This window comes from Streptomyces sp. NPDC040622 (assembly GCF_055593965.1).
This window is the reverse complement of sequence record NZ_JBVIXD010000004.1, coordinates 680878-702689: the sequence shown is the minus strand read 5'-3', so window position 1 is coordinate 702689 and position 21812 is coordinate 680878. Positions and strand designations below refer to the sequence as shown.

The following is a 21812-nucleotide window of genomic DNA, read 5'->3' as shown; positions in this document are numbered from 1 at the left end:
CGGAAGGGGAGCGACTGTGACGAACGGTGGAACCGAGGCGGCGGGTACGCAGGGGACGGAAGGCGCGGAGGGGGCGCCGGACCCTCGGCAGCTGGTCCAGCTGGTCTTCGGGAGCATGGCGGCCCAGACCCTGCGCGCGGCCACCCGGCTGCGGGTGGTCGAGCTCATCGGCGACAAGGAGCGGCCGGCCGCCGAGGTCGCCGCCGAAGCGGGGGCCCACCCCGAGTCCATGAACCGGCTGCTGCGCGCTCTGGCGAGCCTGCGGCTCCTGGAGGAGCGCGCGCCGGGGACGTTCGCGGTGACGGCCACGGGCGCGCTGCTCGACTCGGGCCGGCCCCACTCCGTCGCGTCCCTGGTGAACACGCTCACCGACCCGACGATGCTGCGCGCCTGGGAGCACCTCGACGACGCCGTACGGACCGGCGACACCGCCTTCGACGCGCTGTACGGCACCGACTTCTTCGGCCATCTGAAGGAGCACCCCGAGCGGTCCGCGCAGTTCAACGCGGCGATGAGCCAGAGCACCCGGTCCACCGCGCAGGTGCTGCCCCAGGCGTACGACTTCGGCAGGTTCCGCACGGTCGCCGACATCGGCGGCGGCGACGGCACGCTGCTCTCCGGTGTGCTCCTGGCGCACCCGGGCCTGTCCGGCATCATCCACGACACGGCGGAGGGCCTGGCCCAGGCCCCGGCGACGCTGGCGCGGCACGGGCTCACGGACCGGTGTTCGCTGGTGCCCGGGGACTTCTTCCGGGAGGCCCCGCGGGGCGCCGACCTCTATCTCCTGAAGAGCATCGTGCACGACTGGTCGGACGAGCGGGTGGTCACCCTCCTGAGCCACATCCGTGCCGTGCTGCCGCCCGGCGGGCGCGTGCTGATCCTGGAGCACGTCCTGCCCGAGGCCGTCGACCCCCAGGATGCCGGTCTCGCGTATCTGAGCGACCTGAACATGCTGGTGAACCTGGGTGGCAAGGAGCGCACCCGGGCGGACTTCGACGAGGTCTGCGGCCGGGCAGGGCTCGCCATCCTGTCCGTGTCGCCGGTGGGGGCGGGCAGCCCGTTCCAGGTGATCGAGGCAGGGGCCGGGGCGGCGGACGGGACCGCCTGACGGTAGGTGTGGCCGTGCCGGTACGCGTCGGCACGGCCCACCCGTACCGGCACGGCGACTAGCGCCCGACCTTGCGTTTGTTCCACACGTCGAAGCCGACCGCGGCGAGCAGCACGAGCCCCTTGATGACCTGCTGGTAGTCCGTGCCGATGCCGACGAGCGACATGCCGTTGTTGAGGACGCCGAGGACCAGGCCGCCGATCACGGCGCCCATCACCGTGCCGACGCCGCCGCTCATCGACGCGCCGCCGATGAACGAGGCCGCGATGGCCTCCAGTTCGAAGTTGAGGCCCGCCTGCGGGGTGCCCGCGTTGAGGCGCGCGGCGTACACGCAGCCCGCCAGCGCCGCGAGGACCCCCATGTTCACGAAGACCAGAAAGGTGACGCGCTTGTCCTTGACGCCCGAGAGCATCGCGGCGGCCTTGTTGCCGCCGAGGGCGTACACGTGCCGGCCGACGACGGCGTTGCGCATCACGTAGCCGAGGCCGATCAGCAGTCCGCACATGATGAGCATGACGACGGGCACGCCGTGGAAGCTCGCCAGCGTCAGCGTGAAGGCGATCACCGCCGCCGCCATCGCCACGCACTTCGCCGCCCACAGGCCGGTCGGCAGGACGTCGAGCTCGTAGGCCAACTGCCGCCTGCGGTCCCGCCATTCGCGGATCAGGAGGAAGGCGATGGTGGCGAGGCCGAGGACGAGCGTGGGGTTGTGGTACTGCGTGTACGGGCCCATCTCGGGGATGAACCCCTTGGCGATGTTCTGGAAGCCCTCGGGGAAGGGGGCCAGCGACTGGCCCTCCAGGACGATCTGCGTGAGCCCGCGGAAGAGCAGCATGCCGGCCAGCGTCACGATGAACGACGGAATGCCGACGTAGGCGATGAAGAAGCCCTGCCACGCGCCCGCGACCGCCCCGATCAGCAGGGAGAGGACGAGCGCGAGCACCCACGGCATGTCGTGCTTGACCATCATCACCGCCGACATGGCGCCGACGAAGGCCACCAGCGAACCGACGGAGAGGTCGATGTGGCCCGCGATGATGACGATCATCATGCCGATGGCCAGGATGAGGATGTAGCCGTTCTGCTGGATCAGGTTGGAGACGTTGTTCGGCAGCAGCAGCGTGCCGTCGGTCCAGATCTGGAAGAGCACGACGATGAACGCCAGGGCGACGAGCATGCCGTACTGGCGCATGTTGGAGCGCACGCTCTGCAACAGCAGCGCACCGGCCGACCGCTCGGCGGCCGGTGACGCGGCGGACGGGTCCCGCGGGGGAGTGGTCGTGGTGGTCATGGCGGGCCTCAGCTCCTGGTGCTTCTGGTCTGGGTCATGTGGCGCATCAGGACTTCCTGGGTGGCCTCCGCGCGCGTGACCTCACCGGTCAGGCGGCCCTCGGCCATCGTGTAGATCCGGTCGCACATCCCCAGCAGCTCCGGCAGTTCGGAGGAGATGAAGAGGACCGCCTTGCCCTGTGCCGCGAGTTTGTCGATGACGCTGTAGATCTCGTACTTGGCGCCCACGTCGATGCCGCGCGTCGGCTCGTCGAGGATCAGGACCTCGGGGTCGGCGTGGATCCACTTGCTCAGGACGACCTTCTGCTGGTTGCCGCCGGAGAGCCGGCCCACCTGCTCGAAGACCGTGGGCGTCTTGATGTTCATCGACTTCCGGTAGCGCTCGGCGACCTGGCGCTCGTGGTGCTCGTCGACGACGCCGCGCCGCCGCATGCCCGGCAGCGACGCCAGCGAGACGTTGCGGTTGATGTTGTCGATGAGGTTCAGGCCGTAGCGCTTGCGGTCCTCGGTGACGTACGCGATGCCCGCGTCGACCGCGGCGGGGACCGTCTTCGTGACCACGGGACGGCCGTTCACCGCCACGGAGCCGGCGACGTACTGCCCGTAGGAGCGCCCGAAGACGGACATCGCGAGCTCGGTGCGGCCCGCGCCCATCAGGCCCGCGATGCCGACGATCTCGCCGCGCCGCACGGTCAGCGACACGTCGTCGACGACCGTGCGCTGGTGGTCGACCGGGTGCCGCACCGTCCAGCCCTCGACGGACAGCGCGAGTCCGCCCGCGTCCGTACCCGCGTACACCGTGCGGTCGGGGAAGCGGTGGTCGAGGTCGCGGCCCACCATGCCCCGGATGATCCGGTCCTCCGACAACTCCGCCTGCGCCTCGGCACTCTGGCGCACCGTCAGGGTCTCGATGGTCCGCCCGTCGCGCATGATCGTCACGGCGTCGGCGATCTGCCGGATCTCGTTCAGCTTGTGCGAGATGACGATGCATGCGATGCCCTGCTCGCGCAGCTCCACGATCAGGTCCAGGAGCTTGGCGCTGTCCTCGTCGTTGAGCGCGGCCGTCGGCTCGTCCAGGATGAGCAGCTTCACCTCCTTCGACAGCGCCTTGGCGATCTCCACGAGCTGCTGCTTGCCGACCCCGATGTCGGTGACGGGGGTCTGCGGCTTCTCGCGCAGGCCCACCCGCTTGAGCAGGGCACTCGCCCTGCGCAGCGTGTCGTTCCAGTCGATGAGGCCGTGCCTGCTCTGCTCGTTGCCGAGGAAGATGTTCTCGGCGATCGACAGGTAGGGGACGAGCGCCAGCTCCTGATGGATGATCACGATGCCGTGGCGCTCGCTCGCCCGGATGTCCTTGAACGACATCTCCCGGCCCTCGAACCGGATCTCTCCGTCGTAGCTGCCGTGCTCGTGGACGCCGCTGAGGACCTTCATCAGCGTCGACTTGCCCGCGCCGTTCTCGCCGCAGACCGCGTGGATCTCGCCCGGCCGCACCGTCAGGTTCACGTCGGCCAGCGCCCTGACGCCGGGGAACGTCTTGGTGATCCCGCGCATCTCCAGGAGCGGCCTGGCGTCCTGTGCCGTCCCGGTCACCTGAGCTGCCCCGCCTTGAAGTACCCCTCGTCGATGAGGAGTCGCGTGTTCTTCCGGTCGATGCTGACGGGCTTGAGGAGGTAGGCCGGCACGGTCTTCTTGCCGTTGTCGTAGTCCTTGGTGTTGTTGACCTCCACCTTCTTGTCGGTCAGCACCGCGTCGCCCATCTGCACCGTCTGCGCGGCCAGCTTGCGGGTGTCCTTGAAGACGGTCTGCGTCTGCTCGCCCCGGATGATCGACTTCACGGACGCGAGCTCCGCGTCCTGCCCCGTGATGACGGGCAGCGGCTGGCTCTTGCCGCCGTAACCCGCGCTCTTCAGCGCGGAGATGACACCGATCGATATCCCGTCGTACGGCGAGAGGACCGCGTCGACGCGCCGGTCGCCGTAGCTCTTGCTGATCAGGTCGTCCATGCGCTTCTGCGCGGTGCCGCCGTCCCAGCGCAACGTGGTGGCCTGGTTCATCCTCGTCTGCTTGCTGCGCACGACGAGCTGCCCGCTCCTCAGGTACGGCCGGAGCACCTTCATGGCGCCGTTCCAGAAGTACTTGGTGTTGTTGTCGTCGGGGGAGCCCGCGAACAGCTCGACGGCGTGCTGGTCGTCGGAGTCCGCGTCGGGCTTGCCGAGCTTCAGCTTGTCGACGATGTACTGGCCCTGCAGCTCGCCGACGCGCTCATTGTCGAAGGACGCGTAGTAGTCGACGTTCTCCGTGCCGAGGATGAGGCGGTCGTACGAGATCACGGGGATCCCCGCGTCGTGTGCCCGCGCGAGCACGTCGGTGAGCGCGGAGCCGTCGATCGCGGCGACCACGAGCAGCCGGTGCCCCTTGGTGATCATGTTCTCCAGCTGGGCGACCTGGTTCTCCACCTTGTCGTCCCCGTACTGGAGGTCGGTCTTGTAGCCGGCCTTCTGGAACTGCTGGGCCATGTTCCTGCCGTCGGCTATCCAGCGTTCGGAGGCCTTGGTGGGCATGGCGAGGCCGATCGTGCCGCCCTTGCCGGTGTCCGCCTTGTAGCGGCTGCCGCCCTTCGCCTCCTGGCCGCAGGCGGTGAGCGAGACGGTGAGCAGCGCGGCCGTCAGGGCCACGGCGAGTGGGCGGGTGCGAGGTCGCGTGCGCATGTCAGTCCCCTTCCGGGACGGGGAAGCGGCACAGCTCACCGGGGAGCCGCGAGCCGAGCGGCGACATGCCGCCGGCCGCGCCGTGCCGGGCCAGCAGGTCCAGGGCGAGCCGGCCGCGCCGGACCCGCTCGCGGGCCGTGGCCAGCGTGTGCTCGCGCAGATGGGCGCCGTAGGGGTAGATGCCGGTGGCCTTGGAGAGCCCGAACTTGACGTACAGCGGGGCGCCGCGTCGGATCAGCTCGGCGATCTCGTACATCCGCACGTAGCCGCCGAGGTCGTCGGGCGCCTCGACGTACATGTCCATGGGCGCCCGGCTGGTCCGGCGGATCTCGGTGAGGTGGGCGGGGGTCAGGTCGGACGGCACGTTGAGGGAGTCGGCGCCGAGCCGCTCGTACACGGCGTACGACGCGGGGTTGACCGGACCGGTCAGCGCGGACAGCTTGAAGGTGGTGCCCGAGGGCAGGACAGCGGCCTCGCGCAGCCGGTGCAGCGTCCACAGGACGCCCTCGTCGGCGACCAGCAGGCACGTGACGCCCAGCCCGGTGGCGCGCACCGCGTCCTCGACGCAGCCCGCGAGCGCGTCGTGGCCCCGGGCGCGCAGACCCGCGCCGCCGGAGTCGGTGCGGGTCGCGGCGCCGGTGTCCCAGGTGCCGCGCGGCCCGGTGAACAGGCAGAGCTCGATGTCGCGTTCGGCGCAGGAGTCCACCATCTCGGTGATCTCGGCGTCGGTGAGCATCCAGACGCCGCTGCCCTGGCTGATCCGGTGGACGGGCACGTCCAGGCGGGCGCTCTCCTTCAGGACGACGCCGAGCGCCTCGGGCCCCTCGACGGAGGGCACCTCGGTGCGCCAGGTGCCGCCGTCGGGGAAGGCGTGCGGGGACGCGTCCGCGGGGTCGGGCACGGGCAGGGGATGCCCGATGCGGGCGAGGGCGGCGGCGCCGGGGCGCCTGGGGGCTGACGGGGCGATCACGGGGCTCCAATGCTCGGTGTGTCGAACCGGGTTCGGACGGGGGTGTACGGGAGTGCCGCGCCCCGGGACGGAGGGGGCGCCGCGCGACCTGAGGTGTGCGGCCCCCGGCGGCGTCGCGGTGCAGGCAGGGGTGTGAAGACGGGCCCTAGGGCACCAGCAGCACCTTGCCGGTCTTCGGGTCGCCCCCGCCGACCAGCGCGACGGCCTCCCCGAACCGCTCCAGCGGAAACTCGTGGGTGATGAGCGGGGCGGGGTCGAGCAGTCCGAGACCGAACGCCCGCACCGCGTCCGACCAGGCCGAGGACGGCGCGCCGAAGACGGAGCGCACCTCCAGCTGGCTGAGGGAGAGATGGACGGGGTCGATGCCGACGGCCCCCGGCGTGAACATGCCGGTGAGCACGACCCGGCCGCCCCTGCGGGCGAGCAGGCACGAGGAGGCGGCCGTGGTGGGCGCCCCCGCGGTCTCCACGACGAGGTCGAAGGACCCGTGCGCCGACTCCGCCTCGGCGGGGGACAGGGCGTGGGTCGCCCCGCACCGCCGTGCCTGTTCCCCGCGCGGCGTGCGGGGGTCGACGACGGTCAGCTCGGCGGGGTGCGACGCGGCGAGCAGCTGCACCGCGAGCAGCCCGAGGGTGCCCGCGCCGACCACCGCGACGCGCTCTCCCGGCCGCGGCCCGCCGCTCCGCACGGCCGCCGCGATCACGGCGGCCGGTTCGAGCAGCGCCGCGGCCCGCAGGTCCGCCGTGTCGTGCAGCGGGTGCAACAGCCGTGCGGGCACGGTCAGATGGTCGGCGAATCCGCCCGGCTCGGTGAACCCGGTCTCCGCGTAGCCACCGGTGCACAGGCTCGTCTCGCCGCACCGGCAGCGCTCGCAGACACCGCACGCCCTGAACCCCTCGGCGACGGTCTTGCGCCCCACGAGTGCGGGGTCCACGCCGTCGCCGACGGCCACCACGGTGCCGGACCACTCGTGGCCCGGAGTCACCGGGTAGCGGACGTAGGCGGCGTCACGGCGTCCGTCGTACACCTCGCGGTCGCTCATGCAGATCCCGGCCGCGGCGACCCGCACGAGCACCTCACCCGGGCGCGGGCCGGGGTGTGCCACGGTGACGAGGCGGTGCCTGCCGGGGCGGTCGATCACGATCGCGCGCGACGTCATGCGCCGGACCCGCCGGGCGACCGCTTCTCCCAGCCCTCGGCCCACAGGTCGAACCGGGCCTGCTGCTGGGGGAACTCGGCGGCCGCGTCCGTGTCGAGCTCGACGCCGAGGCCCGGCGCGTGCGACAGCTCGAAGCAGCCCGTCTCCGGGTCGACCTGCGGCGCGCCCTTGACGACCTTCTTGATGCCGGCGTCCGCGAAGTCGTTGAAGTGCTCAAGGATCTTGAAGTTCGGTGTGCTGAAGCCGACGTGGAGGGAGGCGGCGGTCAGCACGGATCCGCCGACGTTGTGCGGCGCGATCAGCAGGTAGTGCGTCTCGGCGGTCGCCGCGAGCTTGCGGGTCTCCCAGATGCCGCCGATGTGGCCGACGTCGGGCTGCAGGATGTCGGCCGCCTGGCTCTCGAACAGCTCGCGGAACTCGATCCGGTCGTGGATGCGCTCACCGGTCGCCACCGGCATGTCCACCTTGGCCGCGACCTTCTCCAGGGCCTTGAGGTTCTCCGGCGGTACCGGCTCCTCCAGCCACGCGGGCCGGAACGGAGCGAGATCGCGGGCGAGCCGGACCGCGGTGGCGGGCGAGAACCGGCCGTGCATCTCCAGCATCAGCTCGGCGTCCGGCCCGATCGCGTCCCGCACGGCCTCGATCAACGACACGGCGTACAGGCTCTGTTCGTGGTCGAGTTCGTGGTGTCCCGTCCCGAACGGGTCGATCTTCAGCGCGCGGTAGCCGCGCTCCATGACCGCTCGGGCGGCCTTGTGGTACGCCTGAGGGGTGCGCTCCGTGGTGTACCAGCCGTTCGCGTACGCCTTGACGCGGTCGGTGACCTTCCCGCCGAGGAGCTGCCAGACGGGGACGCCGAGCGCCTTTCCCTTGATGTCCCAGCAGGCCATCTCGATGACGGCGATGCCCGACATCACGATCTCACCGGCCCGGCCGTAGTCGCCGTACTTCATCCGGCGCACCAGATCCTCGACGGCGAACGGGTCCGATCCCTCGATGTGGTTCGCCGCCGCCTCGCGGAGGTAGCCGATGAGCGCGTCGGTGCGGCCCAGCATGCGGGTCTCGCCGACGCCGGTCAGGCCCTCGTCGGTATGGACCTGGACATAGGTGAGATTACGCCAGGGCGTGCCGACCACATGCGTGCTGATTCCCGTAATGCGCAAGGCAGTTGTCCCTTGACTTGTTCGATATTTCGTCACACGTTCGAAATGTGGGCGTGACGTTATTCACGGCGCCCCGAAGGTGTCAATGGGTCGTGCGGAACGGTCTTGGGCGGGCGCCGGACGGCCATTGCGTCGCGAACTGCGCCGTGCCTAGGCTGTGTTCGTCATATCGATCAGCGACCGAAGTTTCGGACGCGCAGGGCGAGAGGCCGAACTCATGGGACGACTGGTGCCCGCGGTGACCAGGTCGCTGGACATACTCGAACTGTTCCTGGAGGGCGACGGGACGCTCTCCGCACCCGAGGTCACCCGCAGACTCCAACTGCCGCGCACCACCGTGCACGAACTGCTCACCACCCTGGCCGCCCGGTCCTACCTCGTCCAACTCCCCGACCAGCCGGGCCGCTACCGCCTGGGCGTGCGCACCTACCAGCTCGGCAGCCGGTACGCCGAGCAGCTCGACCTCGCGGCGGAGGGGCAGCAGGTGGCCCGCGAGGTCGCGGAGACCTGCGACGAGACCGTCCACGTCGCCGTCCTGGAGGGCACCGACGTCATCTACATCGCCAAGGTCGACTCCACGCACGCCGTGCGCATGGTCTCCGCCGCCGGCCGCCGCCTGCCCGCGCACTGCACCTCGGTCGGCAAGATGCTGCTCGCCTCGCTGCCCCAGGCCGAGCTCGCATCCCGCATCGAGGGGCGGGAGTTCACTGCGATGACGCCCGCGAGCATCACCGACCCCGACGCGCTCCTCGCCGCCCTCGCCGGGATCAGGGAACGGGGTGTCGCGGTCGAGCACCAGGAGTCCAACCCCGACGTGAGCTGTGTGGCGGCGCCGGTGCGGGACAGTGCGGGACGGGTCGTCGCCGCGCTCTCCATCTCGGTGCCGATGATCCGCTGGAGTCAGGCCCGCGAGGACGAACTGGCCGAGCTCGCCGCCAAGGGCGCCGTCGACCTGTCGGTCCGCCTCGGCCACCGGGGCACGCGATGAGCCGGGCGTACGCCACGAGCCGGGCGTACGAGGTGGCGGTACGGGCCGAGGCCGCACTCGGCGAAGGCCCCACCTGGGACGCGGCCACCGGTCGCCTCATCTGGGTCGACATCCTCGGCTCCCGGATCCACACGTACGCCCCCGGCGACGGCCGCCGCACCGTCATGGCCACCGAGCAGCACGTCGGCGCCGCCAAACCGCGTGCGGCCGGCGGCCTGGTGGTCAACCTCCGTGACGGCATCGGCCTGTACGGGCCCGGTGGCGCGCCCTTCACCTGGCTCGTGCGCGACCCCGTGCCGGGCCGCCGGGGCAACGACGCGGCCGTCGCCCCCGACGGATCGCTCTGGGCGGGCACCATGCGCTACGACGAGGCGCCCGGCGGCGGCAGTCTCAGCCGGGTCGGCCCCGACGGCACCGTCACCGAACTGCTCGGCGACGTGTCCGTGAGCAACGGCACCGGCTGGAGCCCCGACGGGCGGCTCGTGTACTACGCCGACAGCCCCACACGACGTATCGACGTACTCGGCCACGAAGGCCAACGCATGCCGAAACGAAGGCCGTTCGCGCAGATCGAGAAGGGGGCGGGCTTCCCCGACGGACTCACCGTCGACGCCGAGGGCTGCGTGTGGGTGGCCCTCTGGGACGGCGCCGCGATCCGCCGCTACACCCCCGACGGGCGGCTGGAGCGGACCCTGGAGCTGCCGGTGCGCCGGCCCACGGCCTGCGTCTTCGGCGGACCCGACCTGCGCGACCTGTACATCACCACGGCTCGCACCGGCCTTGACCGCCCGCATCCCCTCGCGGGTTCGGTGCTGGTCGTGCCCGGCGCGGGCCGCGGTCTGCCGGGTGTCGCCTTCAGCGGCTGAGCTCCCTGAGGTAGGTCCCGAACTTCTCCAGGCCGTCGATGTTGCGCGGCCCGCTGATGCCCTCGTTGTAGTCGAGGACGAAGAAGTGGTTCTTCTTGACGGCGGGCAGCTCCCTCGTGTGCGGGGACTTCTTCAGGAACTCGATCTTCTTCTTCGCGGGCTGGTCGCCGTAGTCGAGGATGATGACGACCTCCGGCTGGGCCTTCGTCACCGCTTCCCAGGTGACCTGGGTCCAGCGCGCGTCGAGTCCGTCGAAGATGTTCCGGCCCCCCGCGCTCTTGATGATGTCGTCGGGCGGCACCTGGCTGCCTGCCGTGAAGGGCTGGTCGGTGCCGGAGTCGTAGAGGAAGACCGGCACCCGCTCGCCGTTCCTGGGCGCCTTCTCCTCCACGGCCGCGACCCGCCTCTTCAGATCACCGACGACCCGGTCGGCCCTCTTCTCGACCCGGAAGATCTTCCCGAGCCGTTCAAGGTCGCTGTAGAGGGCCTTGAACGGGGTCATCTTCTGCGGAGAGCCGGGGTAGTTGAAGCAGCTCTCCGTGTGCAGGAAACTCTGGATGCCGAGCTTGTCGAGGATCTTCGGGGTGATCCCGCGCTGGTCGCTGAAGCCGGAGTTCCAGCCCGCGACGACGAGGTCGGACTTCGCCTCGACGACCAGCTCCTTGTTGAGCAGGTCGTCGCCGAGCATCTTCACCTTGGCGTACTCCGACGCCCAGGGGGACTCGCGCACGGGCGGATTGGCGGGCGGCATCACGTAACCGTGGACGTGTTCGGTCAGGCCGAGGCTGAACAGCTTGTCGGCGCTGCCTCCCTCGTAGGCGACCGCCCGTCGGGGCACCTGGTAGGAGACGGGCTCGCCGCAGCGTTCGACGACGGTCCTCCCTGCCGCCCCGGCATCACCGGTCGAGTCGACCTCGGCGCCGCAGCCGGCGAGCAGCGTCAGCGCGAGCGCGGAACCGGCCGCGACGGATCGGGTGCGGTGCAGTCGGCGCACAGGAGTTTTGGGGGACATGGGGAGGCGGTGCCTTTCGCGAAGGTCTGGATCAGATGGCGGGTCAGGGGCGGAGCGCGTAGAGCAGTTGCGGATCGCCCGTCAGCGGGTGCGTGACGACGCTGGCCTTCACCCCGAACACGTCGGCCACCAGCTCCTCGGTGAGGACGTCCGCGGGCGTCCCGGAGGCAACGAGCCGGCCCTCGGACAGCACCCCGATCCGGTCGCACGCGGCCGCGGCGAGATTGAGGTCGTGCAGGACGACGAGGACGGTGAGCCCGGCGCCGCGCAGGTACGAGAGGACCGCTGTCTGATGACGTACGTCGAGGTGGTTGGTCGGCTCGTCGAGGACCAGGACCTTCGGCTCCTGGACGAGGGCGCGGGCCAGCAGCACGCGCTGACGCTCGCCGCCGGACAGGGTCAGGGCGCTGCGCCGGGCCAGGTGGCGGATGTCGAGCCGCTCCATCGCCCGTGCGCACAGCTCCCGTTCGCGCCCGGTCAGGGCCTGGTTGCCGCGCTGGTGGGGGACCCGTCCGAGCGCGACGACCTCCTCGACCGTGAAGTCCAGCTCGACGGTGCCGTCCTGCGCCATGGCGGCGACGAGCTGGGCGCCGCGGCGCATGGTGAGATCGGCGATGTCGTCCCCGCCGACGCGGACGGTGCCCGTCGTCGGGCGCAGCGCGCGGTACACGCAGCGCAGCGCGGTCGACTTCCCGCTGCCGTTCGGGCCGACCAGGCCGACGACCTGACCGTCGCCCACGTCGAGGGAGAGGTCACGCACCAGGCTCCTGCCGTCGGTGACGACACCGAGCCCTTCGATTCGCAGCTCCATCTCAACGCCCCCCGAACACATGGCCCTTGCGGCGCATCAGCGCGATGAACACCGGCACGCCGACCAGGGCGGTGATGACGCCCAGCGGCAGTTCGCGCGGCGCGACCACCGTCCGGGACAGCAGATCGACCCACACCATGAACACCGCGCCGACCAGCGGGGCGACGGCGAGCACCCGGGCGTGCGTGGCGCCGACGACCATCCGCACCAGGTGCGGCATGACGAGCCCCACGAAACTGATGGCCCCGCTGACCGCGACCATCACGCCGGTGACCAGGGAGAGGACCACGAGCAGGTTCCTGCGGTGCCGGTCCGGGCAGACGCCCAGGCTCGCGGCGGCCTCGTCGCCGAGCGCCAGGACGTCCAGCGCCCTGGAGTGCCGGTACAGGACCACGAGGCCGAGCAGGACCGCCGCCGAGACGACGGGCAGTGCGCCCCAACTGGCCGCGCCGAAGCCGCCCATGGTCCAGTACAGGACCATCGAGGTCGCCTCGCTGTCCGGCGCGAAGTAGATGATCACGCTCATCACGGCCTGGAAGCCGAGCGACATGGCCACCCCCGTCAGGACGAGCCGCAGCGGCGAGAGCGCGCCCCGGTCGCTGGAGGCGGCGTACACGAGGAAGGACGCGACGAGCGCCCCGGCGAACGCGCCCGCCGACACGGCGTAGACACCGAGGGCGGCCAGCCCGCCGGTCACCGTCACCCCGACGGCACCCACCGACGCCCCCGAGGAGACGCCGAGGACGAACGGGTCGGCGAGCGCGTTGCGCACCATCGCCTGGACGGCCACGCCGACCGCGCTCAGACCGGCGCCCACCAGCGCGGCGAGCAGCACGCGCGGCGTCCGGATCTGCCAGATGATCTGGTACGTGGTGGCCTCGTCGGCGGCGACGCGGCCGCCGGTGAGCGCCGCCCACAGGTGCCGGGCTGTCTCGGCGGGTGTCACGACGGTGGCGCCGAGACCGATCGCCCAGACGGCCGAGGCGAGGAGGAGCAGGAAGAGCGCGACGCACGTCAGCGCCAACGCCTTGGGGGAGGCGAGCCGGTCCCGCACGGCGGCCCGGGTCCTCGGGGCGCCGTCCGGCGGGGCCCCGGCGAGGGCGTTCACGCGGTACCCGCCTCCGTCCGGTCTGCGTCGTCCGCCCGCCCCGCGCGCCGCACCGGTACGGCCGCGCCGAGCGCGGCGACCACCAGGGCGCCGAAGACGGCCGCGACGCCGGAGTAGCCGGCCAGGCCGAGGCCCGCGCCGCCGAGGGCCGCGCCGACGAACACGCCGAGACTCATGCCGGCCGCGTTGATGCTCAGCGCCGAGCCGCGCAGCGTCGTACCGCAGCGCCGCACGAGCAGGCTGACCACGCAGGCGGCGACGACCGCGTGGCTCGCCGCGTGCAGCGCGGTGAGCGCGAGGGCGAGCGGCAGCCAGTGCGTGAAGTAGAAGCCGACGACGCAGACGAGGGCGGCGACGAGCCCGACGGCGAGCATCCGCTCCGTACCGATGCGCGGACGGGCCGCGTTGGTGATCCGCCCCGTGAGCAGATTGCTGACGAAGAACGACGCGCCGCTGAGCGTCCACACGAACGCGAAGAGCCCCGCGTCGAGGTCGAACCGCTCCTCGTAGAAGGCCGCGAGGTAGGACAGGTACCCCATGAAGACGGCGGTGCGCAGCAGCGCGATCACCAGCAGCGGCACCACACCGGGCACCGCGCCCAGCGCCCTGAAGGAGGCGAGGTAGCCGAGCCGCGGCCCGCTCCCGGGTGCTTCCGCCTCGGCGGCGGTGTCGGTGGTGTGCGGGTCGTCGGTGGTGCGCCGCTTCGCGTGCCGGGCCACGAAGACCGCCGCGAGCAGCAGCGCCACCACGGTCACGCCGAGCAGGTCGCCCTGCCAGCCCCAGAAGAGCGCGGGCAGCGCGATGACGGGCGCCGCGAGCATGGCGGTCATGGACTGGGTGGCGGTCACCAGCGTCGCCGCGCGCCCGGCCGCCCTGCCGGTGCCGAAGCGGTCGGCGGCCGCGGCGGTCAGCGCGGGGTTCAGCACCGCGGTGCTCGCGCCGATCAGCAGGCAGAACACGGCGAGCAGGGCGAAGTCCCCGGCGGCGCCGAGCGCGGCCGACGCACCGAGCGCGACCAGTGCCCCCGCGGCCGCCCACTCCTTGGGGACGCGGTCGATGAGCGGGGCCAGCGCGGTGCCGACCAGGAGGGCTGCGAGGCCGCCGAGCCCGCGCAGGCCGCCCATCGCGGCGACCCCGCTGCCGGCTTCGCCGGCGATCGGTACGAGATAGGTGCTGAAGACGGTGAACGGGAGCAGGCCCACCGCGGAGGCGAGCAGCACGGGCCAGAGCGCCCGGGCCATCCGCAGATCGCCCGGCACGTCGTCGTTCACGGTGTCAGGGGAGTTCACGGTGTCTTTGGGGTTCTCGGTGGCGTCGATGCTCACGCGGCCGCTCCGTCCGCGAGGGAGGACCGGTAGCGGTACATGGGCGTGGCGTCGGCGCTGAACTGGGAGAACGTGAACGGCTCCGCGTTCAGTGCGGTGACCCCCGCGCCGAGGAAGGCGCGGGCGACGGCGCTGCCGCTCTGGGCGTACACGACCAACGGCACGTCGTGCTCCACACAGTGACGAAGAATCAGGTCGAAGGTGCCGTTGCTGAGCGTCATGCCGGTGGCGACCACCGCGTCGGCGCCGGCGAGCACCTCGGTCATGTCGTCGCAGACGGGGTCGCCCCACGCGGTCGCGCGCAGGTTCAGGTCGCAGGGCAGGCAGACGCCGCCCCGGTCCTTGATCGCGGCGACCAGGGGGTTGACCACACCGATCAGGGCGACGCGCGCGCCCGGCTCGATGTCGAGCAGCCCGGCTATCGCGGCGTCGCGGGCCTCGGCGCGCACCTCGGGCGTGCCGGCCGGCAGCAGGACGCGCTCGGCGTCGTCGGCGGTGCGGTGCGGGCGCACCCGTGCGAGGTAGGCGTCGAGCGCGGCGGTGCGCACGGGCGCGGACTCGTCGCGCAGGAGCTTGTCCAGGGAGTGCCCGGAGGCGTTCTCGCAGAAGCCGGGGGCGAGTTCACCCGCCTCGAAGGAGCAGGCGCCGAAGGAGTCGCCGACGCGGAGCAGCAGGTAGTGGTTGTGGTACGTGACGTCGCCGCCGGCGAGCCGGGTGGTGTGGTAGAGCCAGAACGCGCTGGTGACGGTGAGTTCGGCCGGGTCGGGGCCGTGCGCGCCCGCGAGGACGGCGTCGGTGAGCTCCGCGACGGTGTGGGGCGTGGGGTGCGGCATGGGGATTCTCTCTGGGGGTTGCTGGGGGTGCTGGGGTTGTCCGGCTGCCGGGTTGCTGGGGGCGCCGGGCGGTTCAGGCGGCGGGTCGGGCGGCGGTTCAGGGCGCGGCGGGCGGCCAGGCGGCCGTCGACCAGGGGTGCTTGAGCGCGTCGAGCGAGGTGATCTCGTGCGGCTTCAACGTGTCGGCGTCCGGCGCCTGTTCGTGCCGTGCGTAGGCGCTCTCGACGTAGCGGTGTCCGGTGTCGGCCGCGATGAAGACGTACGTACGGCCGTCGTTGCGCATCCGCTCCCACCGCGCGCTCAGATAGGCGGCGCCCGCCGAGAGTCCGGCGAAGATGCCGCTGGTGCGCAGCAGGGAGACCGCTCCGGACACGGCGCTGTCGAAGTTCACCCAGTGCACGCGGTCGTACAGCTCGTGCCGGACGTTCGCGAACTCGATGGCGCTGCCGATCCCGGCGATGATCATGTCCGGATCGGCGACGTGCTCGGAGCCGAAGGTGACGCTGCCGAAGGGCTGCACGCCCACGAGCGACACGTCCCGGCCCGCCTCGCGCAGACAGGTGGCGAGAGCCCCGGTGGATGCGCCCGAGCCCACGCCGCCGACCAGCGCGAGCGGCCCTGCGGGCAGGTCCGCGTCGATCTCGTCGGCCACGTCGCGGTAGCCGTAGTAGTGGATGTCGTCGTGGTACTGGCGCATCCAGTGGTACGAGGGGTGGGCGGCCAGGATCTCCGCGATCCGCCGCACCCTCAACTCCTGGTCCAGCCGCAGGTTCCGGGACGGTTCGACCTGCTCAAGGGTGGCGCCGAGTATCTCCAGCTGCACCCGGGTCGAGCGGTCCACGGTGGTGGAGCCCACGATGTGGCACTTCATCCCGTAGCGGTGGCAGGCGAGGGCCAGGGCCTGCGCGTAGATGCCGCTGGAGCTGTCGATGAGGGTGTCGCCGGGTCGGACGGCGCCGGCAGCGAGCAGGTGCCGGACGGCCCCGAGGGCCGAGTAGATCTTCATGGTCTCGAACCGGAGGCAGGCGAGATCCGGCTCGAGCGCTATGAGATCCGGTTTCTTCACCGCCTCGGCGATGTGTGCGTGCATGACGGTGATCCCCCGTGGGGCGGTGCGGGCAGGGAAGGCGCCGGGGGAGTGCGGACGGCCTCCGGGGACGCCGAGAGCATCACACTAGATGAAAATGATTGTCAAGAGCGGTTAGGCTCGGCACACTGGTGCACGCGGGGCGCCGCGCTGTGCGCGCCGCGACGTCGAAAGGAGCCGTGTGAAGCTGATCCAGGAGGCCGGGACCCGGTCTCGCCCGCCGCGACCGGCCCCGCCGTGGAAGGTGGGGGTGGGCACCGCCTTCGGCACGTTCGGCGAGCTGCTCCAGGGCGCGTTGCCGGAACGGGACGGGGACTTCCTCGTGACGCTGCCCGTCGCGCGCTGGACGATGGCTACCTTCCGGCCGGGCTCCGGCTCGGGGGAGCTCGAAGTGTGGCCGCCGGGCAAGACCAAGGCGCTCCAACTCGCCCGCATGATCGTGGACGTGGCGCCCGGGCGGTCGGGTGCGCCGCGCGGCGGTGTCCTCACCGTGAGCAGCGTGATCCCCGAGGGCAAGGGCCTGGCCAGCTCCTCCGCCGACCTCGTCGCCACCGCGCGGGCGGTCGGCCGCGCCCTCGACGTCCCCATGCCGCCCGCCAGGATCGAACGGCTGCTGGCCCGCATCGAGCCCACCGACGGCGTGCTCTACCCCGCCATCGTCGCCTTCCACCACCGCAGCGTCCGGCTCCGCTCGGTCCTCGGCTCGCTGCCCGCCCTTGGGGTGGTCGGCATCGACGAGGGCGGTTCGGTGGACACGGTGGACTTCAACCGCATCCCCAAACCGTTCACGAGGGACGACCGGCGCACCTACGCCGACCTGCTCGGCAGGCTCACCGACGCCGTGCGCGGCGGGGATCTCGCGGAGGTCGGCAGGGTCGCCACGCGCAGCGCCCGCATGAATCAGTCCCTGCGGCACAAGCGGTCGTTGGACCCCATGCGGGACATCTGCCGCGAGGTCGGCGGCCTCGGTGTCGCCGTCGGCCACAGCGGTACGACGCTGGGGGTGCTGCTCGACGCCACCGACCCCGCGTACACGCGGCGTGTCACCGCGGCGGCGCAGGCCTGTGCGGAGCTCGTGGCGCGGGATCCGGCGGACAGCGCGCACGCCGGCGGGACGGCGGGCGGGGTGCCGACGGGTGGGGTGTCGGTCTACCGCACGCTGAGCTTCGGCAACACGGCGTGCGGCGGGGGGAGTTCGATGTCACCCGCGATGGGGGCGACGGACGCGCGGTGACGTGCCGGCCGGTCGGCGTACGCGCCGCCGCCCACCGTGCCGACCGCCCCTTTGACCCCGGCGAGGCCGGAGTCCCCGTTCACGCCGCGCGATGGACGCCGAGGCCGGCCCTGCCGGGGGCCACGTCGGGGCGCAGCACCAGGTCCTCGTCGTACGCGGGGCCGCTCTCGTGGTGGAAACGCAGGGGCGTCGCCGTCTCCAAGGTGCCCAGGCGCTCCCTGAGCGCGGCCGCGTCCGCCGCGTAGCCGGCGTCCGTGAGCCGGTCCGCGCCGTAGACCGCGAACGGCGGGAGCGCGGACATGCCGGTGTACCAGAACGTGCCGTGCAGCAGCGGGAACAGGACCTCCTCCAGGTGGCCGTGGATCCCGCGCGGGCCGAAGCCGGACTCGCGGGCGCCGACCGACGTGACGATCAGCGCGCGCTTCCCGGCGAGACCGCCGTCCCCGTACCGCAGGGTCCGCCCGTCGGGCCCCTTGACGCCGAAGCCGAAGCCCTGGACCAGGACGCGGTCGAACCAGCCCTTGAGGATCGCGGGCGGCCCGAACCACCAGAGCGGGAAGTGGAAGACGAGCGCGTCCGCCCAGGCGATCTTCTCCTGCTCGCGGCGGATGTCCGCACTCAACGTCCGTTCCGTGTACGCCCGTTCCTGCTCGGCGCCCACGAAAAGCCGCTCCTTTGACGTGGCAGCCCCGAAGTCGTCGGCGTCCACCACGGCCTTGAAGCCCATGCCGTACAGATCCGATGTGCGGTGCTCGTGCCCGAGCGACTCCAGCGTGCGCAGCCCCTCGTCCATCAGGGAACCGGCCAGCGAGCGGCGCTCGGGATGTGCGTAGACCCAGAGAATCTTCATGCCCCGATCGTGCGCCGCCCGCCCTGTGACCATCGAGTGGCCAGATGGACATAACCCGCAAGGATCTGGCCACGCGGGAACTCGGAGCCCCCGGGATCCGACTCCTGGAGCGGCGCGGGCCGGACGGACCGTGTCTTCGCGCGATCCGGGAGCGGAACGGTGATGGCTGAGGACCCCCGGCGGAGATACGTGCCGCCGCCCGCACTCTGCGGCTTCCTGGTGCTGCTGGCGCTGCTCTTCGCCGTCTCGTACGCCGTCGGCCGGGCCGCGGGGCCGGTCGCACCCGGCATGCACGACTCCGGGACGAGCCCGGGGACCGGCCCCGGTTCCGGCGGCGACGGCGGCAGCGGCGGCGGCATGGGCGGCATGCACGGCGGAGGTCACTGATGGGCACGGGGGCGGCCGACGCCGCGGTCGTCACCGACCTGGCCGTGGGCGGCATGACCTGCGCGGCCTGCGTGAACCGCGTCGAGAAGCGGCTCGGCAGGCTGGACGGCGTCAGCGCGACGGTCAACCTCGCCACCGGCCTGGCCAGGGTCAGCCACCCGCCGCACGTCACGCGGGAAGAGCTCATCGCCTCCGTCGAGCGGGCCGGATACACGGCGGAGCTGCCCGCGCCACCCGAGTCGCCGCCGGACGAACACCCCGACGCAGCGGCCGAGTCGGGTCCGGCTGCCGATCAGGAGCACCTGCAGCGCCGGCAGTTGCTCGTCACCGCGCTGCTCGCGGTGCCCGTCCTCGTCCTGTCGATGGTGCCCGCCCTGCAGTTCCGCAACTGGCAGTGGCTGTGCTTCGCGCTCACCGCGCCGGTCGCCGCCTGGAGCGCGTGGCCGTTCCACGTGCGCGCGCTGCGCGGCCTTCGGCACGCGACGGCGACCATGGACACGCTGGTCTCCCTGGGGGTCGCCGCCTCCTTCGGCTGGTCGGCGTACGCGCTCTTCCTCGGCGGCGCGGGCGTCCCCGGCATGACGATGCCGTTCAGCCTGCTGCCCGCCGCGGGCGACGGCGCCGCGCACGTCTACCTGGAAGCGGCCGTCGGCGTACCGCTGTTCGTCCTCACCGGCAGGTTCCTGGAGGCGCGGGCCCGGCGCGGCACCGGGGCGGCGCTGCGCTCCCTCGCCGGGCTCACGGTCAAGGACGTCGCCGTGCGCGAGGACGGCGCCGAACGCCGCGTTCCCCTCGTCCGGTTGAGGGTCGGGCAGGTCTTCGTGGTGCGGCCCGGCGAGCGGGTGGCCACCGACGGTGCCGTCGTCGAGGGCAGCTCCGCCGTGGACCTTTCGCTGGTCACCGGGGAGAGCGAGCCCGTCGAGGTCGGGCCGGGCTCCCGGGTGGCGGGCGGCGCCGTCAACGCGGGCGGACTCCTCCTCGTCCGTGCCACGGCGGTCGGCGCCGACACCCAACTGGCGCGCATCACCCACCTGGTGACGGAAGCTCAGGCCGGCAAGGCGCGGGCGCAGCGGCTCGCCGACACGGTGGCGGGCGTGTTCGTTCCGGTGGTGCTCTCGCTCGCCGTCACGGTCCTCGGCTTCTGGCTCGGCGCCGGCGCCGAGCCGCAGGCGGCCGTCACCGCCTGTGTCGCCGTCCTGGTCGTCGCCTGCCCGTGCGCCCTCGGTCTCGCCACCCCCACGGCCCTGCTGGCCGCCACCGGACGAGGTGCCCAACTCGGCGTCCTGGTGCGCGGACCACGGGCCTTCGAAGCCTTGCGGCACATCGACACCGTCGTCCTGGACAAGACCGGGACGCTCACCTCGGGGCACATGAGCGTCACCGACGTCACGGCCGCGCCCGACGGCATCGGCAGGGAGGCGGCACTGCGGCTCGCCGGAGCCGTCGAGCAGGGCTCGGAACACCCGCTGGGCCGGGCGGTCTCCTCGTACGCGAAGAAGTCACCGTCCGGGGGGCGGCTGCCGGACGTCCTGGAGTTCCGTGCCGTCGCCGGGCAGGGGGTCCGGGGCGAGGTCGAGGGGCACCTCGTCGAAGTCCGGGAGCCGGGAGAGGAGTTGACCGGACCGCTGGCCCGCGCGCTGGCGTCGGCCGAGGAGGCCGCGCACACGCCCGTCCTGGTCGTGGTGGACGGCGTGCCCGAGGCGCTCGTCGCGGTCGGCGACCTGGTGCGGCCGGGGAGCTACCGCGCCGTGGACCGGCTGCGGCGCCTGGGCGTACGCCCGGTCCTGGCCACCGGCGACCGTGCGGCCACGGCCCGCGCGGTCGCCGCGAACCTCGGCATCGACGAGGTCCACGCCCGCTGCACGCCCGAGGACAAGGCCGCTCTCGTACGGGAGGCGAAGGCGCGGGGCCGCCGGGTCGCGGTCATCGGCGACGGCGTGAACGACGCGGCGGCGCTGGCCGGCGCCGACCTCGGCATCGCCATGGGCGGCGGCACCGACGTCGCCATCGGCGCCGCCGACGTGACGCTCGTGCGCGGCGACATCGAGGCCGTCGCGGACGCGGTCCGCCTCGCCCGGCGCACCCTGGCCACCATCCGCGTCAACCTCGTCTGGGCCTTCGGCTACAACGCCGTCACGGTACCGCTCGCCGCGGTGGGCCTGCTGAACCCCATGCTCGCCGCCGCGGCGATGTCGGCGAGCTCGCTGCTGGTCGTCGGCAACAGCCTGCGGCTGCGCACCTGGCGGCCGGCGCGCGGCCCGTCGGCGAGCGGGGCGGGGCACGGAACAGGACGCGGTGCAGGACAGGCGACTCGGCGCGGCACGAAGGGCGGTACCCGATGACCGGCGAGACGAGTGACACGCACGAGGCGGGCGAGGCGCACCCCTGGCGGCCGTCCCGCCGCCGCCTCCGGGACGCCTTCGACGCCGCGCTCGCCCCCGTGGCGGCCTGCGCCGTAGCGCTGGGCGCGCTGACCACCTGGACGGCGTCCGGCGCCGCGGGCAGCCCGCCCCGGGTCGCGGTCGCGACCGGGACCGTCTACCTGCCGTACGGCGACACCCGGGAGACCGCCGCGTTCTTCCGCGTCACCAACTCGGGAGGTTCCGGTGACCGGTTGACGAAGGTGACGTCCCCGGCCCTCGACGACGTGATGCTCAGCCGGTACACGGCCACGGGCCGCGGGGCCGCCGCCATGCGCATGGTCGGCTCCGCCGCCGTCCCCGCGGGCGAGGGCCTCACCATGTCGCCGCACGGCCTGGACGTCATGGTGCGCACGCGCGCGCCGCTGCGCCTGGGCGACCGGGTCCCGTTCGTCCTGACGTTCCGCCACGGCGGAAGCATCAGCGCCCGGGCGGTGGTGATCCGCCCGTCCGTCTGGCGCTGAACGCCGACGCGCCGGGGCGCGCCCGC

Annotated in this window: 19 protein-coding genes and 1 pseudogene; 7 read left to right on the top strand and 13 right to left on the bottom strand. The window is 72.4% G+C overall.

What is annotated here, in order from left to right:
- Positions 1-16 precede the first annotated feature (16 nt).
- The gene (locus ACZ592_RS14805) at positions 17-1108 is read left to right on the top strand and encodes a methyltransferase (protein ID WP_471581903.1); all 1092 of its coding nucleotides are present in this window, start codon (positions 17-19) and stop codon (positions 1106-1108) included.
- Positions 1109-1166: 58 nt separating this feature from the next.
- On the opposite strand, the gene mmsB is transcribed toward ACZ592_RS14805, so the two are convergent.
- The 6 genes and pseudogenes from mmsB to ACZ592_RS14775 form a co-directional block, all read right to left on the bottom strand.
- Positions 1167-2399, bottom strand: coding sequence for a multiple monosaccharide ABC transporter permease (gene mmsB / locus ACZ592_RS14800; RefSeq protein WP_471581902.1), 1233 nt, complete (start codon positions 2397-2399; stop codon positions 1167-1169).
- 8 nt (positions 2400-2407) lie between these two features.
- A pseudogene (gene mmsA / locus ACZ592_RS14795) lies at positions 2408-3913 on the bottom strand (multiple monosaccharide ABC transporter ATP-binding protein); the annotation flags it as partial.
- Positions 3914-3987: 74 nt separating this feature from the next.
- Positions 3988-5109, bottom strand: a complete 1122-nt coding sequence (gene chvE / locus ACZ592_RS14790) for a multiple monosaccharide ABC transporter substrate-binding protein (RefSeq protein ID WP_471581901.1) — start codon at positions 5107-5109, stop codon at positions 3988-3990.
- 1 nt (position 5110) lies between these two features.
- Positions 5111-6079, bottom strand: a complete 969-nt coding sequence (locus ACZ592_RS14785) for a hypothetical protein (protein ID WP_471581900.1) — start codon at positions 6077-6079, stop codon at positions 5111-5113.
- Between the two features lie 145 nt (positions 6080-6224).
- A complete protein-coding gene (locus tag ACZ592_RS14780; RefSeq protein WP_471581899.1) occupies positions 6225-7238 on the bottom strand; it encodes a zinc-dependent alcohol dehydrogenase in 1014 nt (337 codons plus the stop codon).
- Positions 7235-8401, bottom strand: a complete 1167-nt coding sequence (locus tag ACZ592_RS14775; protein WP_471581898.1) for a mandelate racemase/muconate lactonizing enzyme family protein — start codon at positions 8399-8401, stop codon at positions 7235-7237. The genes ACZ592_RS14780 and ACZ592_RS14775 overlap by 4 nt, the downstream gene beginning before the upstream one ends.
- Before the next feature lie 217 nt (positions 8402-8618).
- Between ACZ592_RS14775 and ACZ592_RS14770 the strand changes: the two genes are divergently transcribed.
- Positions 8619-9389: an IclR family transcriptional regulator gene (locus tag ACZ592_RS14770; protein WP_471581897.1), complete on the top strand. Its 771-nt coding sequence runs from the start codon at positions 8619-8621 to the stop codon at positions 9387-9389.
- Entirely contained in the window at positions 9386-10255 is an 870-nt protein-coding gene (locus tag ACZ592_RS14765) for an SMP-30/gluconolactonase/LRE family protein (RefSeq protein ID WP_471581896.1), read from the top strand. Before ACZ592_RS14770 ends, ACZ592_RS14765 begins: the two co-directional genes overlap by 4 nt.
- On the opposite strand, the gene ACZ592_RS14760 is transcribed toward ACZ592_RS14765, so the two are convergent.
- From ACZ592_RS14760 to ACZ592_RS14735, 6 genes are all read right to left on the bottom strand, one after another.
- A complete protein-coding gene (locus ACZ592_RS14760) occupies positions 10245-11267 on the bottom strand; it encodes an ABC transporter substrate-binding protein (protein WP_471581895.1) in 1023 nt (340 codons plus the stop codon). The two genes, ACZ592_RS14765 and ACZ592_RS14760, sit on opposite strands and share 11 nt — an antisense overlap.
- A gap of 43 nt (positions 11268-11310) precedes the next feature.
- A complete protein-coding gene (locus ACZ592_RS14755; RefSeq protein ID WP_471581894.1) occupies positions 11311-12078 on the bottom strand; it encodes an ABC transporter ATP-binding protein in 768 nt (255 codons plus the stop codon).
- A 1-nt stretch (position 12079) separates the two neighbouring features.
- Complete coding sequence (locus ACZ592_RS14750; RefSeq protein ID WP_471581942.1) at positions 12080-13132, bottom strand: FecCD family ABC transporter permease; 1053 nt, start codon at positions 13130-13132, stop codon at positions 12080-12082.
- A gap of 50 nt (positions 13133-13182) precedes the next feature.
- Positions 13183-14427, bottom strand: coding sequence for an MFS transporter (locus ACZ592_RS14745; protein ID WP_471581941.1), 1245 nt, complete (start codon positions 14425-14427; stop codon positions 13183-13185).
- Between the two features lie 80 nt (positions 14428-14507).
- Positions 14508-15344, bottom strand: a complete 837-nt coding sequence (locus tag ACZ592_RS14740; protein ID WP_471581893.1) for a Rossmann-like domain-containing protein — start codon at positions 15342-15344, stop codon at positions 14508-14510.
- Between the two features lie 97 nt (positions 15345-15441).
- Entirely contained in the window at positions 15442-16434 is a 993-nt protein-coding gene (locus ACZ592_RS14735) for a pyridoxal-phosphate dependent enzyme (protein ID WP_471581892.1), read from the bottom strand.
- 187 nt (positions 16435-16621) lie between these two features.
- Between ACZ592_RS14735 and ACZ592_RS14730 the strand changes: the two genes are divergently transcribed.
- Positions 16622-17665 (top strand): GHMP family kinase ATP-binding protein, encoded by a 1044-nt coding sequence (locus ACZ592_RS14730; RefSeq protein ID WP_471581940.1) that lies wholly within the window; start codon positions 16622-16624, stop codon positions 17663-17665.
- Positions 17666-17744: 79 nt separating this feature from the next.
- Here the strand turns inward: ACZ592_RS14730 and ACZ592_RS14725 are convergent, their stop codons facing one another.
- Positions 17745-18515 carry an NAD(P)H-dependent oxidoreductase gene (locus ACZ592_RS14725; protein WP_471581891.1) on the bottom strand — a complete coding sequence of 257 codons (771 nt, stop codon included), beginning with the start codon at positions 18513-18515 and terminating at the stop codon, positions 17745-17747.
- 162 nt (positions 18516-18677) lie between these two features.
- On the opposite strand from ACZ592_RS14725, the gene ACZ592_RS14720 reads away from it, so the two are divergent.
- From ACZ592_RS14720 to ACZ592_RS14710, 3 genes are read left to right on the top strand one after another with little or no spacing between them, the layout of a single operon-like run.
- Positions 18678-18902, top strand: a complete 225-nt coding sequence (locus tag ACZ592_RS14720) for a hypothetical protein (RefSeq protein ID WP_471581890.1) — start codon at positions 18678-18680, stop codon at positions 18900-18902.
- Positions 18902-21244, top strand: a complete 2343-nt coding sequence (locus ACZ592_RS14715) for a heavy metal translocating P-type ATPase (protein WP_471581889.1) — start codon at positions 18902-18904, stop codon at positions 21242-21244. The genes ACZ592_RS14720 and ACZ592_RS14715 overlap by 1 nt, the downstream gene beginning before the upstream one ends.
- On the top strand, positions 21241-21786 hold the full coding sequence (locus ACZ592_RS14710; protein WP_471581888.1) for a copper chaperone PCu(A)C: 546 nt from the start codon (positions 21241-21243) through the stop codon (positions 21784-21786). Before ACZ592_RS14715 ends, ACZ592_RS14710 begins: the two co-directional genes overlap by 4 nt.
- Positions 21787-21812: the final 26 nt, after the last annotated feature.